Here is a 16,654-nt window from a genome sequence, read left to right as displayed (position 1 = left end):
ATTTAGTCTTAGATAAATTGGTTTGTTCCTCGTTCTTTTTTGAGCTGTATTTTTTTAGGCAAGTTGACCGTAAACACTGTTCCTTTACCCTCAGTACTATCTACCGAAATTGTCCCTCCATGCTTATCAATAATACTATAAGTAATCGACAGACCTAAACCTGTACCCTTACCCACAGGCTTAGTTGTATAAAACGGATCGAAAATCTTCTTGCGTACATCCTCAGGAATACCTTTCCCGTCGTCTTGCACTTGAATCTGTACCGTGTCCGCATCTTTATCAATGGTACGAATCGTTATTGTCCCTTTGAAGTCAATCGCATCAGCAGCATTACCGATTAGGTTGACCAGTGCTTGATTGAGTTGCCCAGGAAGACATTTTATGGCCTTTAGCCCATGATCAAAATCTTTGAGAATCTTAGCCTTCTTCTTATACTTTGGCTTTAGAATCAGCAGGGCATTATCAATAATAGTCCCTACCTCTGCTTCTTTAACCTCATGTTCGTCTTGACGAGAGAAGATCCTAAGGCCATTGACGATCTCAGTAATACGGTTGGTACCGTAACTTACATCATCGATGGACTCCTCTGTCAACGTTCGAAGCTCCTCGTACTCTTTGTCATCATCACGAATAGACTTGTAGAGCTTTTTGACATCTTCTATCGTAGGCTGCTCACACACCGTGCGGTAGTTCTGAATGAACAATTGATATTTCTCAAAATTCTCTTTGATGGAGTTAACCCCGTTGGACACGAAGTTGACAGGGTTGTTGATTTCATGCGCAATACCTGCTGTAAGCTGTCCCAGTGAAGCCATCTTCTCAGAATGCAATACCATGGCTTGTGCGTCCTCTAGTTTGTCATATATCTGCTCCAATTCGGTCTGACTGCTTGTTTTTTGTTTTTCACCTAGGCGACCTTTGAGCTCTCCATTTTGCGCGACTACTTTATCATAGGCCTCCTTAAAGACCTTCTTCATTTCCTTGCTCTTGTTATTGAGGAGATTGAGTTTTTGATAAAGACTCTGACTCTGAACCCTACAATCTTTTAAATCTTCATTGAGTTCGTTAATCTGTTGTCCGTATTGGCTTTGTAGTTTCTTCTTTTCACTTTCGAGGGATTGAAGTGTTTTTAGTTTACTGAAAGCCACAAAAGCTCCTACAATAAGGAGGGCAAAACAAACGATGGCAAAAACCAGATATACATTGGAGGATGCAGCCTGATCTTTAAGGCTATTGATTTCCTCACGGGAGATGGTCTGCCCTATGGTGTCCGAATAGACAAACAAGGCAACTAATAACAACGGTAGATAATGCTTACTCTTCACAATATTTTTCTTTTCTTAAATATAGCAGTAGAAAGAAAAACACACACTAGAAAGTCTAAAGTTTAACTAGCCTGTTTAAGAGATTGTTTGATTTTGAATACCCCAATGAAATTAAATGGATGCTGATAATGCTGACTCATCTCTTTGCCAGTTTCCAGTATTTTCTCATTGTTTTTTTCGTAATACCAATTAAAAGTCACTTTTCTATTTTCATTCTCTAGCGAAATCAACTTTTTGACTAGAATATAGATATAGGTAGTAGACCCAGTCATGTTCTTCAATCCGAAGTTTACGACGATCTCTTTCTTATTGGCACTTTCAAATTCATGTAAAAGACTAAATATATGTCCATAAAAGCTCAGCGGATCATCTGGTGTCGACACTCCCGTAATCTCTAACAGTCCTTTGGCAGGGCTGAATTCGATCGAAGGCGTTGATCCTGTGGCTCTAATGAAATATCCATCCATATTTTTGGTGGGGGTTGGTAGGTATCCCTACTGTGAAACATTCTATTCTACTGCTGTTACAAATGTAGAAAACTAATGTTCTGGATACAACTGGCTATTCTACCTAATTTAGATATTAAGAAATTCTCGTAAAACTGGTACTAATGCAGTTCTCAACCTGTGGTATATCAAAAATCCTTAACTGACTCTTTAAGAATTCGAATCGTTAAGATAAAATAGCAGTGCTCTGCACTGACAGGGTCAAAATAATACTCGTACTCGGTCCCTGTCTTCTTCTTGATATCGATAAAACCAAGGCCAGCCCCCCCCACATCAGAGATACTCCCTTCGGCCATCGCCTGTTTGTGCATTTCTCTTAACCCATCTTTATCTAACGCATTGATTTTATCCAAAGTATCACGCAACCTAATCGTGTTCTCAGTAGAGATTTGGTTACCAGTGGTGACATAATACTCGTCTTCATTGTGTCCGATTAAGAAAATACCATCCTTTGCCAAACCCTGCTCAAGACTATTGGATGCATAATCTGCTGTACTATCCGCATGTTTACAGATGTTTTGAAGCGCTTCGATCATCACATGATAGACACGTTTGGTTGTCTGTTTGCTCTCCTGACGTTCGATCATACTCTCCTCCATCATATCTGTGATACCATCGATAGTAGACTGAGTCACTTTGCCCAAATAGACAATGTTGGCTGCAGATTCTTGCATGAGATCCTGAAATGCAATTATATTTTTCAGGTGATTGAGCTGGGTTGCTTGCTTACTTCTGTTTCTATTTTTCCTCATATCTACGAAAAAAAGGGTGGCGATGAATTTGACCTCAATATTAAAATAAAACTATTTCAGTTCGAAATAATACCATCAACATTAATTTCTAATTTACTCAGATCATTCATGGCATTGATTAATGACACCTTTTGAAACCTACGTAAATCACTAACTGATATCTTCGTTGGGTGCAATATTTTCTCGTTGATCAGCTGAGTGCGACGTATTCCTGACAGTAGAGGAGTCTCTGGAGTCAACCATCTATTTCCATCATAAAACGCCAAATTGGCAAAATAACTATCTGTCAACATCCCATCTTTAACTATGATAATATCATCTGCTTCACCTCTTTTTTCGAACAAAGTGGATAGCACACTGCGATCTACATACTTATAAGTATAATCTATCTCATCCCCCTCGACCAACCGTAAAGATTGAATAGTGGGTCGGTGATAAACGATAAACTCTACATACACCTCACTTTCGTCATACAACACTCTACACTTATGCTGGTTACAATCAGGAATCTCTGGAAGCAACTTACCCAAATCATGAATATGCGCCTGTGGATAAAAGTGAGCAAAGGTTCTGTTCACACGCTGCTGATGCAAATCTAACAGTTCTGGTTTACCTCCTTGATAATTAATACTTTCAATAAACTGGGACATACACTTTATCTATCATTTCCTGGTATTCGGCACTAGCATCACTGAGAGAATGAATCCCTCCTCCACTCTTGTAAACCCATTTACCACGTTCATTTTGAATAAAGCGAATCATGACTCCACTGTCAAAATTCTCCCCATCAAAATACCCCATTACCCCTGTATAAAAACCTCGGTCGTACCCTTCCACCTCTTCTATGATTTTCAACGTCCTGGCTTTAGGAGCTCCGCTGATCGATCCCGCGGGTAAAAGTGAAAAAATAATCTCTCCCATTCGCTCCAAATAATCCGTGGGCAACTGACCTGTAATCTTAGAACTGGCCTGTAGAAGATGCTTATGATTGGTCCTGATCTCATCTAAATAGCGAAACTGCTCCACCCGCACGTTCGACGCATGAATACTCATGTCGTTGCGAATGAGGTCAACAATCGTAGCGTGCTCAGCGAGCTCTTTCTTGCTATTCAGCAAAACATCTCGGGCATGTGGCAAATCTGCATCAATCGTCCCCTTCATAGGAAAAGAAGATATTTGTCCCTCATAAATCTGTACAAATATCTCAGGCGAAAAAACCACAAACTCATCGCGACACCACAGTCGATAGCGGGCATTGCTACGAAAAAACACATCTTGTAGACTAAAATCTCCCTGCACAGGCGTAGGGCAAGTCAAATTGAGCAGGTAACTATTGCCTTGTGTCAGTTCGTGATGGACTCGGTTGTATTTTTCCTCATATGCTGCGAAAGACATCGGACTCCTCTCTAGCTGCGTAGACACATCTCTGCGATCACTCCCCTGCGCATTGCCATGGCCGTTGATCTGATACATGATCTGTGTCGGATCGATCTCTTCTGTGGTCAGTACTAGATTATTCTGCCCTTTGAAGTCAGAAATAAACAAGAATGGAGTACGCGCAGATGCCAATTCATTGATCCGAGCGATTGCCTCGGTTTTACTTCGCATCGAGTTTTGATTTTTGACGCGTCATCCGGTACCACGTCCTTTTGACAAAGCCCCAAAAAAACGCAAATTGGCCAAACAAAAAACCATAAAAAAGAAGGATCCCCAAGTAAACAGGAAGGATAAAAATGTAGTACAAAATAGTAAACAGAAACTCATATTGGTCTGTATCCGTGATCATGCCCATAATGGGTTTTTTCAAAAACATCACAGAAAACCCCGTACAAGCAAAAACTAGAAGCACCACTACTACTTGCCAAGCATTTTTCAGCTTCCACCTCGCTTGCAACTTATCCAAAAAACCCATTTACTGCAGTTTATCCATATACTTGTCCTTGCTCTTGATTTTAGGAGACTTCTTGTCCAAAACGAGAAATTGCTCCCAAAAATCATTAACTGGCACCCCTGCCACCACCTTGACAGGCTCCTTGCTAACGGGATGAATAAAATCCAACGAACGCGCATGCAGGTTGATACTGGCATCTGGGTTGGCTCTAGCAAACCCATATTTCAAATCGCCCCGGATCGGGCAGTCCATACTAGCCAACTGTACGCGAATCTGGTGAGGCCTCCCTGTCTGCGGTTGTACTTCTAACAGATAATGGTCATTGAGCCCTCCTAAGACTTTGTACTTGAGTTCAGCTCTTTGCGAGCCTTCTACTTCTTTGTCAAACGCCTCAGTCTTGTTTTTGGCGGGATCTTTCTTGAGCCAGTGTACAAGTTTATCCTCTTTCTTCGGTGGTCTATTTTTCACAATCGCCCAATATACCTTTTTGATCTTCCGGTCTTTGAAGAGTTTGTTCATGCGCTCCAGACTCTTAGATGTTCGAGCGAATACCACCAAACCACTGACCGGCCTATCTAATCGATGAACCGTCCCTAAAAATACCGCTCCAGGCTTATTATACTTTTCTTTGACATAGTCCTTACAGTAATCCAAGAGCGGTTTGTCTCCTGTCTTGTCCCCCTGTACAAGGATACCTGGCCTTTTATCTACGATGAGCAGGTGATTGTCTTCATATACTGAGTAAAACGGCTTTTGCATGATAGTAAGTTAATGTGTGAACAAAGATAAACTTAAAACTCACTGGTAAAATGAAAGTCAATGTCAGGAAAATTATCCTGCACCATCTGCAACCATGCCTTGGACTCAGCCATAAAGACCAACTGGCCATCCTTGTCCTTCGCGATATGTCTATATTTTGACTTGATAAATTCGTCCAATTTTTTCTTATCCTTGCTCGTAAACCAGCATGCTTTGAATAAATTCATCTGAGCAAAACGGCACGACGCACCATACTCATGGAGCAATCTGTGCTGAATCACCTCAAACTGTAGAGCGCCTACCGTACCGACGGCTTTTCTAGCTCCCATCTCGTAGGTGAATAGCTGTGCCACTCCCTCATCCATGAGCTGCTTTAGCCCTTTTTCGAGTTGCTTGGTCTTCATCGCATCGGTATTAATAACTTCACGAAATATCTCTGGAGAGAAACTCGGGATACCTTTGTACATCCCCTTCTCTCCCTCACTCAGCGTGTCGCCAATCTTGAGGTTACCCGTATCGTAGAGTCCTACGATATCACCAGGCCATGCCTCATCGATGATTTCCTTACTCTGCGCCATAAATGCCGTCGCATTGGAGAATCTAAATTTCTTATCCAACCTCGTATGGTAGTAAGTACTTCCTCTCTGAAAAGTCCCCGCACATACTCTCACAAAGGCAATACGGTTTCTGTGCTTGGGGTCCATATTGGCGTGAATCTTAAAGATAAACCCTGAAAACTTGGACTCCTCTGGTTCGATGACACGCTCATCTGTTTCCCGTTTCATCGGGTTGGGTGCGATATCGATAAAACAGTCCAGCAGCTCCTGTACACCAAAATTATTGACCGCACTGCCAAAGAACACAGGGGCTACCTCACCGCTACGGTAGGTCTCGATCTCAAACTCTGGATACCCACCATCTACCAACTCCACATCCTCACGCAGTGTCTTGGCATAGTTCTCACCGATCAACTCATCCAGTTTAGGATCATTGAGATCCGTGATACTGATATCATTGTCGGTATCGAGTTTTTGCTTACTAGCCGTAAACAGCTTCAATTTCTTTTCATACAAGCTATAAACCCCCTTAAAGGTCTTGCCCATACTGATCGGCCAACTAAGTGGCCTCACCTTTATCCCGAGTTTTTCTTCGATTTCATCGAGCAAATCGTATGGATCTTGCCCCTCACGATCCAATTTATTGATAAACACCATGACAGGCGTGTTTCGCATACGGCAAACTTCCATGAGCTTTTCAGTCTGAATCTCCACCCCCTTAACACAGTCCACGACGAGCACTACGCTATCTACCGCCGTAAGCGTACGATAAGTATCCTCCGCAAAATCCTGGTGACCAGGTGTATCCAACAGGTTGATTTTGCGATCCTTATACTCAAACCCCATCACAGAAGTCGCTACAGAGATACCTCTCTGCTTCTCTATCTCCATAAAATCAGAAGTGGCGTGTCTATCGATCTTATTAGACTTAACCGCCCCAGCCGTTTTGATCGCTCCCCCGAACAGCAACAGCTTTTCTGTCAAAGTAGTTTTACCTGCATCAGGGTGACTGATGATGCCAAATGTCCGTCTCTTCTTTATTTCTTCCTGTATTGTCATGGATTCACTTCAAAATGAGGCGCAAAGATAGTATGCCATTTTGAAGTTGTGAAAGGATGTTGACAACTACCTCCAAAATGATCTTCCTTGAGTCTAATTGTTACTCCAAAAACTTCTTTCGATTGTATGATATTCTTTATTTTACCCATCTAAACAAGAAACACAACCCTATGACTAACACATTGATTCGATTAATCCTATCCGCAATTGCTGTTCTGATCTGTGCCTACATCTTACCTGGCGCTCACGTAGATGGCTTTTGGACTGCTCTCGTAGTAGCTGGCGTGCTGGCTGTCGTCAACATCCTTTTCAAACCAATTTTGGTGATATTGACCATCCCTGTGACCATCGTGACACTCGGGCTCTTCCTGCTCGTCATCAACACACTTATGATCATGCTCGTCAGTGCACTCGTCCCCGGGTTCATGGTAGATGGCTTTTGGTGGTCCTTTTTGTTCAGCTTAATACTCTCATTGATCAACTCACTATTGGGAGGATTGAACAACAACGAATAGCATATCGTGCTGGACAGATTACCAATCTAAGTCCAGCACTACTTTCAAATTGAACCGTACGACATTTTTTAAATCCATGGGCAAATCTCTTGGCTTTTGTAGAAGCCTGCGGTTATCAATGGCACGGATTTGATCAATCAACACATCAAAATCAGTATCTAATCCTGACAGTACAGTAGGTACACGTACCCTAAGCACTTTCGCATCATCGACGAGGTGAGTAGTCATCGGGCAAACGAGCGTACTCAAATGCACCTCGTTGAGTAGGTTGGACTGTACAATCATAACTGGCCTCACCTTGCCTGGCTCAGTGCTTCTCAGTGGATTGAGGTCTGTCAACCAGATTTCGAAAGGTCTCGGCATCCTCAACCCAACAAGAAGCCATCATCCTCCAACTCCTCTAGCTCACGCAACACCTCGGCAGAGCTCACATATACCGCCTGCGACTCCTGTAGCAAATCCTGCCGCATCAATCGGCGTTTTTGGAACTGACTGTAAAACTTTAGGGTCTCATTGATGTACTTGTTTCTTTTCTTGTTGATTTGAGAGATAATCTTCTCGGTCTCCGAAAAAACACTTTCGTCCAGTTTGAGTGATAAGTTTTTCATGTCGATATTCTTTATTCAAATACACTAAAAGCATACACTGTAACTCCTCCTGTGTCGAGATTTCTTTATCGATGACTCACATGTTGTCACACTTTTCAGCCACCTAAGTTTACAATTCGGCAGACATCTTCTCACTTCGCCAGTCACATTTATGACAATGTGTCACTTCTGTCAGTCAAACTTGAATTGGCACAGCTGTTGTTGAAAGCAGAGTATCAATTAGAAAAAGAATTTAGAAGCGATAAATTAAAATTAGATCATGGGAAAAATAATCGGAATCGATTTAGGAACTACCAACTCTTGTGTCGCTGTAATGGAAGGTAACGAGCCAGTTGTCATCCCTAACAGTGAAGGAAAGAGAACAACTCCTTCTATCGTTGCATTTTTGGACGGTGGAAAAGGCGAAAGAAAAGTAGGTGACCCTGCCAAAAGACAGGCCATCACTAACCCTGAGAATACCATTAGCTCAGTCAAAAGGTTCATGGGTAAGAAGTTTGGTGAAATCTCTGAGGAAGCCAAAACTGTATCTTACAAAATAGAAAGTGGAAACAATGACACGATCAGAGTAGCGATCGGTGACAGAAAATATACCGCTCAAGAGCTATCTGCAGTAATCCTTCAGAAAATGAAGTCTACTGCTGAGGATTATTTGGGTACTGAAGTAAAAGAGGCAGTCATCACTGTTCCTGCATACTTCAACGACGCAGAACGTCAGGCAACCAAAGAAGCTGGTGCTATCGCGGGCTTGGAAGTTAAGAGAATCATCAATGAGCCTACTGCTGCGGCATTGGCTTACGGTCTCGATAAGAAAAACGCTGACATGAAAATCGCAGTGTTTGACCTTGGAGGGGGTACATTCGATATCTCTATCCTAGAGCTCGGTGACGGTGTATTCGAAGTAAAATCTACTAACGGTGATGTACACCTTGGAGGAGACAACTTCGATACAGTAATCATCGACTGGTTGGCTGCTGAATTTCAAAACGACGAAGGGTTGGATTTGAAAAAAGATCCAATGGCGCTACAGCGTTTGAAAGAAGCTGCTGAGAAAGCAAAAATCGAATTGTCAAGCAGTACTTCTACAGAGATCAACTTGCCATACATCATGCCAGTAGATGGTGTACCGAAGCACTTGGTTAGAACTTTGAGCAGATCTAAGTTCGAGCAGTTAGCTGACTCATTGGTCAAAAGATCAATGGATCCTGTAAAGAAAGCTTTGGCTGACTCTGGTCTTTCTCTATCTGAGATCGATGAAGTAATCTTGGTAGGTGGATCAACTCGTATTCCAATCATTCAGGAAGAAGTAGAAAAGTTCTTTGGCAAAAAGCCATCTAAAGGTGTCAACCCTGACGAAGTAGTAGCCATCGGTGCTGCGATCCAAGGTGGTGTCTTGACAGGTGAAGTTAAAGATGTATTACTCCTAGACGTGACCCCACTTTCTTTAGGTATCGAAACCATGGGCGGTGTATTCACCAAGTTGATCGATGCGAACACAACGATCCCTACTAAGAAGTCTGAGGTATTCTCTACAGCAGCTGACAACCAGCCATCTGTAGAAATTCACGTACTCCAAGGTGAGCGTCCAATGGCTAAAGACAACAGAAGCCTAGGTAGATTCCACTTAGATGGTATTCCTCCAGCACAAAGAGGTATTCCACAGATCGAGGTGACTTTCGACATAGATGCTAACGGGATCATGCACGTGACATCTAAAGACAAAGGATCTAACAAAGAACAAAGTATCCGTATCGAAGCTTCATCTGGATTGACAGACGAGGAAATCGAAAAGATGAGACAAGAGGCTGAAGCAAATGCTGAGTCTGACAAAGCAGAGAAAGAGAAAATCGAAAAAGTAAATGCTGCCGATTCGATGATCTTCCAAACTGAAAAGCAGTTGAAAGAATTTGGCGATAAGCTGTCTGATGACAACAAAGCCAAAATCAACGCAGCGCTTGAAAAGTTGAAAGAGGCACACAAAAGCGGTGACCTAGCAGCTATCGACACTGCCCTAGAGGAAATCAATGCCGCATGGCAGGGAGCTTCTCAGGAAATGTACCAGGATACGCAAGACGGCGCAGCAGGTGCTGCCGGTGGAGCGCAACCAGATCCTGACGCTGGTGCAGATGCTGACTCTGATGTCTCTGACGTAGAATTCGAAGAAGTAGAAGATAAAAAGTAATATGATTAGATACTAGACACTAGTATCTAATTCAAGAATTGAAGCCTTTCTGGGAAACCAGAAAGGCTTTTTTTATGCCCCTAACTACATTCAACCTCCTTTTTTTATAAAAAAAATTATTTTTTTATACCGTTATGTGTAATTGTTATTTTTTTTACACATATTTGCTCATCAAGTAACTAAAAATCAAGTAGATGAAAGTTTTAAAAGCAGCATTTGTAGCATTCGCATTATTGACATTAGTATCAGCATGTAGCCAAGAAGAAGAGCTAGTATTACCAACTATTGATCTTCAAGACACAGAAGGTGTAGTAGGTGACAGAGAAGACGGAGAGACCCCTCCGTTACAAGACTAATTACCGAGGTGCCTCAACAAAAAATGGATTAAAGAAGATTTGTATGGAAAGTATGTCCACTATAAATTATCTTTAATCCATGAATAAATTTATAATAGCTGCACTCTTTGCCATTCTTGTAGGATCAGCTATATACTACTTCTTCTCTCCTAGTCGAAAAGACATTTCTATTGAGGTAAAGTCTTCTGTAGAAAAAATGAGTAATGGCGAGTATGATTCAGCTATCATTTTAGCTAAACAAATACTTCAAACTTCTCAAAACTCAAAAAACAGCTTCTATTCTCTTAGTATAATAGGTTATAGCTATTTCAAGAAAAAAGACCTTGACTCATCCTTCCTTTATTATAGTAAGGCCTTAGCTATAAAGCATATAGAACCTACCGAGAAAGCCAATGCACTCAACATGGTCGGAGTTATCTTTCAACACAAACAAACTCACCCTTCGGCCATCAAGTATTTTCAACAGGCCATTAACCTCTATGAAACTGGAAACAACAAGAAGCTCCCTATAGCCTACTACAACCTAGCATATAGTCAAAGTCAAACAGACAACATTGCTTGTATAGATTCTTATTATAAGGCACTGGAGTATGCCTCCAAGTTTGAAGACAAAAGATATGAAGTGTATTGTTTGTCAGATTTGGGTAATCTGATGTTGGAAACGACGAATTACAAAGCCGCTACAGAGTACTTTTACGAATCATTGGATAACGAATACACTAAGAATCATGTCAGATCCAGAGCCATTGCTCTCCAAGGGCTCGGAGAAGCAGAATATGCTTCTAAAGACTATGACAGTGCTAAATTACATGCACTGGAAGCACTCAAGATAAAAACCGAGCGCAGTTATGATGACCTACTGTTTACCTCCTATTTCTTGCTAGGTAGGATATATCGCAACACAGGCGACCTGAATGAAGCAGAAAATAATCTAAAAAGAGCAGTAATCTACTACCCTCATAATGAAAGAAACAAGCAAGCGGTAAATGTATTTAAAGAACTGAGTGATGTCCAGTTACAACTAGGCAAAATGCAACAGAGCGAATATCATAATCAGTTGCACTTCGAAGAACTCGAAAGGATATTGGATGAAAAGAAAAAATCCTACAATATGAGTAAAGTGACCATATAAATAATCACTTTACTCACAACACCACAGTTTCAATCCTCTTGAAACTGTAAATAATCTTTGAACTGATAGGCTAGACTTGCAGCACCTACTATCGCTGCCCCTTGAGTCCCCAGTTGAGAACGCATAAGTTTCACTTTGCCTTTGTACATACCGAGGAGGTTTTTTTCCAAATGCTTGCGTGTCGGGTCTAAAATCAATCCATCTGCCAAAGCAAGTCCACCAAATAAAAATATAGCCTCAGGGTTCACAACTGCTACCAAATTAGCCAACTGCCTACCCAAAACCTTTCCTGTAATACGAAAAGCCTTTTGTGCCAAAGCATCCCCAGCATTCGCTGCTGTAGCTATATCTCTAGAATATAAGTCATCAAATGCCACCCCTCTCAAAACACTAGGTGTAGTATACTTTGCTAATAGCTCCATCATGGTTCGTTTAATCCCGGTAGCAGACACATAAGTCTCTAAACAGCCTTTCCTACCGCAGTTGCAATCTCTACCCCCACTGCCCTTGATCAATACATGACCATACTCGGCTGCCAAACTATCACTTCCTATTAGCAAGTTACCAGAAGAGACTATTCCGCTACCCAAGCCAGTCCCTAAAGTAATCATGACAAAGTCTTTCATCCCTTTGGCTCCACCGAAAACCTTCTCTCCCATGGCTGTGGCATTGGCATCATTACTCAAAACCACCGGCACGTCAAAATACTGACTCATTTTTTCTACTAACGGCAGGTCACCACTCCAAGGTAGATTGGAGGCTCCTGTGATCATTCCCGTATAATAATTACCACCTGGTGCACCTACTCCAACTCCTTCGAGTTGACAATCAGGATACTGAACCAACATCTGCTGAATAGCTTCCACTATTTGACTTACAAAATGATCAAACGTCTCTCCGCCCGTGTCAATTTTATCTTCACATAGTAAATTTCCACTGTTATCGACTAGACCGAACTTTGTTCCTGTCCCCCCGATATCAATCCCTACAATCACACTTTCCATCTTTTTTAATCCAGATTAAGCTTAGTCATTATTTTAAACAAGGCAACCGTGCCTACTATCGCTACCATGGTCAGGATGACCCCTTGTATCATATTGCCATACACATACCCACCTATGGCGAACAATGAAGAATATATCACTGTACAGCCAATAAATATGAGTAGAACCTGCCTTGGCATCTGCCAGGTTATCCCTTCATTTTCATCACAGGGTTTACCTTCTTGAGCCGCTTCTTCTACTACTTTTTTCCATCCTGGTCCACCTGGACGAGTGAGCTTATAGAACGCTCTCAATGTTTCTTTGTCTTCTGGAGGTGTCAAAAGCGCAGTAGCCAACCATGTCACCGTCACTACACCAGTCGTAATCAATATCTTCATCGTCATCCCATCGAGTAATGAAGTAGCTACCGTAGCATCATCTACCACCAAAGTCAATACCACTGCCATGACTGTAGCGACCACCATAGCGACGATTTCCGTCAAGGCATTAATTCTCCACCAGAACCATCTCAAAAGATATATAGCACCTGACCCGGCACCAGAAAGGAGGAGAATATTAAAGGCATCTGTAGCATTATCTAGGATAGTTAAAGACAACGTACCTGCAAAAAACATCAGCACTACAGTTGTCATTCGCCCCATGGCTACCATTTGCTTTTCACTCGCATCTGGCTTGACAAATCGCTTATAAAAATCATTGACAAAATAAGATGACCCCCAGTTCAAATGAGTCCCTATCGTCGACATGTAGGCCGCAATAATAGATGCAACCACCAAACCTAACCAACCCGACCCGAGTTTGGACAACATCACAGGGTAAGCGATATCATCTTTGAGATAGGTAGGGTCTATATTCGGAAACTCCGCCTGAATAGAAGCCATATCTGGATAGATAATGATCGAAGCAAGTGCTACGATAATCCATGGCCAAGGTCGCAACGCATAGTGCGCAAAATTGAATAGCAAGGTCGCACCAACAGCATTTTTTTCATCTTTGGCTGAGAGCATACGCTGGGCGATGTAACCTCCCCCACCTGGCTCAGCGCCTGGGTACCACACTGCCCACCACTGCACAGCGATCGGAAATAACAACAACGGCACCCATACCGACGGATCAGTAAAATCTGGCACTACGCTCAGTTTTGACTGTACTGCTGGATGAGTAATCAATTTAGTCAATCCTCCAACTTCTGGCTGACTCAACGCCACATACGCTGCATATACAGCTCCAAACATCGCTATACCATACTGGAAAAAATCGGCCCAAACGACCCCTTTGATCCCGCCCAAGGCTGAATAGATCACTACTACAATAGAAGCTCCCACTACGACAACCCATGGATCAAGACCAAGCATGACTCCACCGATCTTGATCGCTGCTAAAGTCACAGACCCCATAATCAAGCAGTTGAAAAACACGCCCAAATAGATCGCTCTAAAGCCTCGAAGAAAAGAAGCCTTCTTGCCTCCATATCGGATTTCATAAAATTCTAAATCCGTACTCACAGCAGATTTTCTCCACAGACGGGCATAGATAAACACGGTCACCATACCAGTAATCAAAAAAGCCCACCAGGCCCAGTTTTTGACTACACCATTTTCGCGAACGAAACCTGTCACTAGATTGGGCGTATCTGCCGAAAACGTACAAGCCACCATCGAGATACCCAACAACCACCACGGCATACCTCTACCTCCAAGGAAAAATTCGCTAGAACTCTGCCCAGCGGATCTAGATGCCTGCCATCCTATCCCTAAAACTATCAGGAAGAAAATCCCGATAATAACCCAATCTATTGTCTCTAATAACATATGAATTCTATTCGATTATAAAAATTAACCAACTCAAACCTAAGCAATACAAGTGGATAGAGAAGTAAACACTTCCCAACAATTATTACATAAAGTGATGTCTAACAAAACCTTCTACAGCCTCGTATTCGGCTAGTCCGAGTTCGTCGTACTCATGGGCAGTCTGCCTATTTCTATCCTCAGAACGCTGCCAAAATTCTCTATCGTCCTCTCCTTGGAATACCACACCATCTTTTTGGGACTGGTGTCTCCAGATCGCTACACGTTTTTTGAGTAGTTCCTCTGGGCTAATCGGTACAGCCATTTCTATCTCATCGATAGGAAACTCATGCCATGCCCCTCTATAGAGCCACATCCAACAGTCCTTCATAAACTTCTCTGTTTTCAACTGATCGACTGCCGCAAAAATCCCTTTGAGACAAACCTCGTGCGTCCCGTGTGGGTCAGCCAAATCTCCTGCTGCATAGATTTGATGCGGTTTGATCTCCTCTATGAGGTTCTTGATAATTTGTACATCTGCAGTACCGAGTGGGTTTTTCTCTACTTTGCCCGTCTCATAAAATGGCAAATCCAAGTAATGCACTTGACTATCAGGAATACCGTAATAACGACAAGCACTGATGGCTTCTCCTCTTCGAATCAAACCTTTGATCTTCCGTACTTCTACAGGAAGCACCTCTTTGTTAGCGCCAGCTTTGATCTGTTTGAACAGCTTATCAAAGACTTTATCATCCGCTTTTTCTCCTGCCGCATACTCATAGAGATTTTTGGCAAATTCCGCAAAACGGTAAGTCTCATGGTCTGCCACTGCGATATTACCTGAGGTCTGATAAGCCACATGTACTTCGTGCCCCTGATCTACGAGTCTCAGGAATGTGCCTCCCATAGAGATCACATCATCGTCTGGATGCGGAGAGAAAATAATAATACGCTTTTTAGCTGGATTGGCACGCTCTGGTCTGTGACTATCGTCTGCATTTGGTTTGCCCCCAGGCCACCCTGTGATAGTGTGCTGAAAATGATTGAACATCTTAATGTTAACCGCATACGAACCTCCCTCTCCTAAGATATCTGACATACTGTTGTCATTGTAATGACGGTCAGTCAATTTCAAGATAGGCTTATTCACTTTTTGACTCAACCACACCACAGCCTTACGCTTCAAGGCATCTGTCCATTCGCATTCGCCCACGAGCCACGGTGTCTGTATACGTGTCAACTGCTGTGAAGCAGACTCATCCATCACAAAAGACACATCGCTATGCTCTTGTAAGAAAGTAGCAGGTACATTGCTAGACATTTCGCCCTCCACGGTCTTTTTGACAATCTCAGCCTTCTTCATTCCCCATGCTAGGATCACGACTCTTTTTGCTTTAAGGATCGTACCGACTCCCATCGTGACTGCCTTGGTAGGCACATCTGCCATGCTATCAAATGCAAAAGCATTGTCTTGGATCGTCAAGTGATCTAGGGTAATCATTCGAGTGGTAGAGTTGATCTTAGATCCAGGTTCATTAAACCCAATATGTCCCGTACGGCCTATTCCTAGGAGCTGAAAATCTAGTCCACCATAGCTTTCGATCTTTTCCTCGTACTGTGTACACGCCTCAGACATGAACTCGAAGGGTGCTTTCCCATCAGGGATATTAATGTTTTCGGGAAGAATATCTACATGATCGAAGAGGTGATGATGCATAAAATAGATATAACTCTGCACGTCCTCTTTGGCCAATCCATAGTACTCGTCGAGATTGAATGACACGACGTTCCTAAAGCTAAGCCCTTCTTCCTTATGCAACCTGATCAGTTCTTTGTAGACTTTGATGGGAGAAGATCCAGTGGCCAGTCCTAATACACATTTTTCATTTTTTTCTGTTTTGTAACGGATCAATGCTGCTATCTCGTGTGCTACAATGACAGATGCTTCTTCTGCATCTGTGAATACTTCTGAATGAATTTTTTCAAACTTGGTGGACTCTAGAGTACTCCACTCCTTTCTACTGATACGTTTCATCTTAGGCTTTGCTTCTAATGTATTCATGGCTATTCAAACTATCTAAATGTAAGAAAAACAGACCAGATATAAGTCGACAATTTTGACTAACTATTGACACAAACACTTGTACCTGGTCTTGTTTTACTAATTCAAACTCAAAAAGTATTTAATCGCAGGGCGATAGCCCTTTGGATTTAATTGCTT

The 16,654-nt window shown here is 42.3% G+C and carries 17 protein-coding genes; 4 read left to right on the top strand and 13 right to left on the bottom strand.

The genetic code is table 11. The annotated features are described in order from the left end of the window. Positions 1-8: 8 nt before the first annotated feature. The 8 genes from BGP76_RS03440 to BGP76_RS03405 all read right to left on the bottom strand — a co-directional run bounded on the left by BGP76_RS03440 (position 9) and on the right by BGP76_RS03405 (position 6,849). Positions 9-1,325, bottom strand: coding sequence for a sensor histidine kinase (locus tag BGP76_RS03440; RefSeq protein WP_147407363.1), 1,317 nt, complete (start codon positions 1,323-1,325; stop codon positions 9-11). A 62-nt stretch (positions 1,326-1,387) separates the two neighbouring features. Beyond that, a complete protein-coding gene (locus BGP76_RS03435; protein ID WP_073119287.1) occupies positions 1,388-1,792 on the bottom strand; it encodes a DUF1987 domain-containing protein in 405 nt (134 codons plus the stop codon). A gap of 167 nt (positions 1,793-1,959) precedes the next feature. Next, the gene (locus tag BGP76_RS03430) at positions 1,960-2,583 is read right to left on the bottom strand and encodes a SiaB family protein kinase (protein ID WP_084190318.1); all 624 of its coding nucleotides are present in this window, start codon (positions 2,581-2,583) and stop codon (positions 1,960-1,962) included. 56 nt (positions 2,584-2,639) lie between these two features. Beyond that, complete coding sequence (locus BGP76_RS03425) at positions 2,640-3,233, bottom strand: aminotransferase class IV (protein ID WP_119843605.1); 594 nt, start codon at positions 3,231-3,233, stop codon at positions 2,640-2,642. Then, on the bottom strand, positions 3,217-4,191 hold the full coding sequence (locus BGP76_RS03420; protein ID WP_119843604.1) for an aminodeoxychorismate synthase component I: 975 nt from the start codon (positions 4,189-4,191) through the stop codon (positions 3,217-3,219). Before BGP76_RS03420 ends, BGP76_RS03425 begins: the two co-directional genes overlap by 17 nt. Then, positions 4,181-4,495 (bottom strand): DUF6787 family protein, encoded by a 315-nt coding sequence (locus BGP76_RS03415; protein WP_119843603.1) that lies wholly within the window; start codon positions 4,493-4,495, stop codon positions 4,181-4,183. Before BGP76_RS03415 ends, BGP76_RS03420 begins: the two co-directional genes overlap by 11 nt. Beyond that, the gene (locus tag BGP76_RS03410) at positions 4,496-5,236 is read right to left on the bottom strand and encodes an RluA family pseudouridine synthase (protein ID WP_073119294.1); all 741 of its coding nucleotides are present in this window, start codon (positions 5,234-5,236) and stop codon (positions 4,496-4,498) included. A 29-nt stretch (positions 5,237-5,265) separates the two neighbouring features. After that, on the bottom strand, positions 5,266-6,849 hold the full coding sequence (locus BGP76_RS03405; RefSeq protein ID WP_119843602.1) for a peptide chain release factor 3: 1,584 nt from the start codon (positions 6,847-6,849) through the stop codon (positions 5,266-5,268). A 170-nt stretch (positions 6,850-7,019) separates the two neighbouring features. Between BGP76_RS03405 and BGP76_RS03400 the strand changes: the two genes are divergently transcribed. Beyond that, complete coding sequence (locus tag BGP76_RS03400) at positions 7,020-7,364, top strand: phage holin family protein (RefSeq protein WP_119844316.1); 345 nt, start codon at positions 7,020-7,022, stop codon at positions 7,362-7,364. A gap of 18 nt (positions 7,365-7,382) precedes the next feature. Here BGP76_RS03400 and BGP76_RS03395 read toward each other — a convergent pair whose 3' ends face one another. After that, on the bottom strand, positions 7,383-7,727 hold the full coding sequence (locus BGP76_RS03395) for a type II toxin-antitoxin system PemK/MazF family toxin (protein ID WP_119843601.1): 345 nt from the start codon (positions 7,725-7,727) through the stop codon (positions 7,383-7,385). Positions 7,728-7,729: 2 nt separating this feature from the next. Next, a complete protein-coding gene (locus tag BGP76_RS03390) occupies positions 7,730-7,972 on the bottom strand; it encodes a hypothetical protein (protein WP_119843600.1) in 243 nt (80 codons plus the stop codon). 259 nt (positions 7,973-8,231) lie between these two features. Between BGP76_RS03390 and dnaK the strand changes: the two genes are divergently transcribed. The 3 genes from dnaK to BGP76_RS03380 all read left to right on the top strand — a co-directional run bounded on the left by dnaK (position 8,232) and on the right by BGP76_RS03380 (position 11,639). Beyond that, entirely contained in the window at positions 8,232-10,151 is a 1,920-nt protein-coding gene (gene dnaK / locus BGP76_RS03385; RefSeq protein WP_119843599.1) for a molecular chaperone DnaK, read from the top strand. A 194-nt stretch (positions 10,152-10,345) separates the two neighbouring features. Continuing rightward, positions 10,346-10,507, top strand: a complete 162-nt coding sequence (locus BGP76_RS20215; protein ID WP_158584024.1) for a hypothetical protein — start codon at positions 10,346-10,348, stop codon at positions 10,505-10,507. A gap of 79 nt (positions 10,508-10,586) precedes the next feature. Further along, positions 10,587-11,639 (top strand): lipopolysaccharide assembly protein LapB, encoded by a 1,053-nt coding sequence (locus tag BGP76_RS03380; RefSeq protein WP_119843598.1) that lies wholly within the window; start codon positions 10,587-10,589, stop codon positions 11,637-11,639. Between the two features lie 29 nt (positions 11,640-11,668). Here BGP76_RS03380 and BGP76_RS03375 read toward each other — a convergent pair whose 3' ends face one another. The 3 genes from BGP76_RS03375 to nagB all read right to left on the bottom strand — a co-directional run bounded on the left by BGP76_RS03375 (position 11,669) and on the right by nagB (position 16,468). Then, complete coding sequence (locus BGP76_RS03375) at positions 11,669-12,643, bottom strand: ROK family protein (protein WP_073119305.1); 975 nt, start codon at positions 12,641-12,643, stop codon at positions 11,669-11,671. A gap of 5 nt (positions 12,644-12,648) precedes the next feature. Then, entirely contained in the window at positions 12,649-14,454 is a 1,806-nt protein-coding gene (locus tag BGP76_RS03370; protein WP_073119306.1) for a sodium:solute symporter family protein, read from the bottom strand. 85 nt (positions 14,455-14,539) lie between these two features. Continuing rightward, a complete protein-coding gene (nagB, locus tag BGP76_RS03365) occupies positions 14,540-16,468 on the bottom strand; it encodes a glucosamine-6-phosphate deaminase (RefSeq protein WP_119844315.1) in 1,929 nt (642 codons plus the stop codon). Positions 16,469-16,654 lie beyond the last annotated feature (186 nt).

It is taken from the genome of Reichenbachiella sp. MSK19-1 (genome assembly GCF_003590315.1).
Lineage (GTDB): Bacteria > Bacteroidota > Bacteroidia > Cytophagales > Cyclobacteriaceae > Reichenbachiella > Reichenbachiella agariperforans.
Note: the sequence above shows the minus strand (reverse complement) of the source record. Positions and strands in the feature narration are given on the sequence as shown.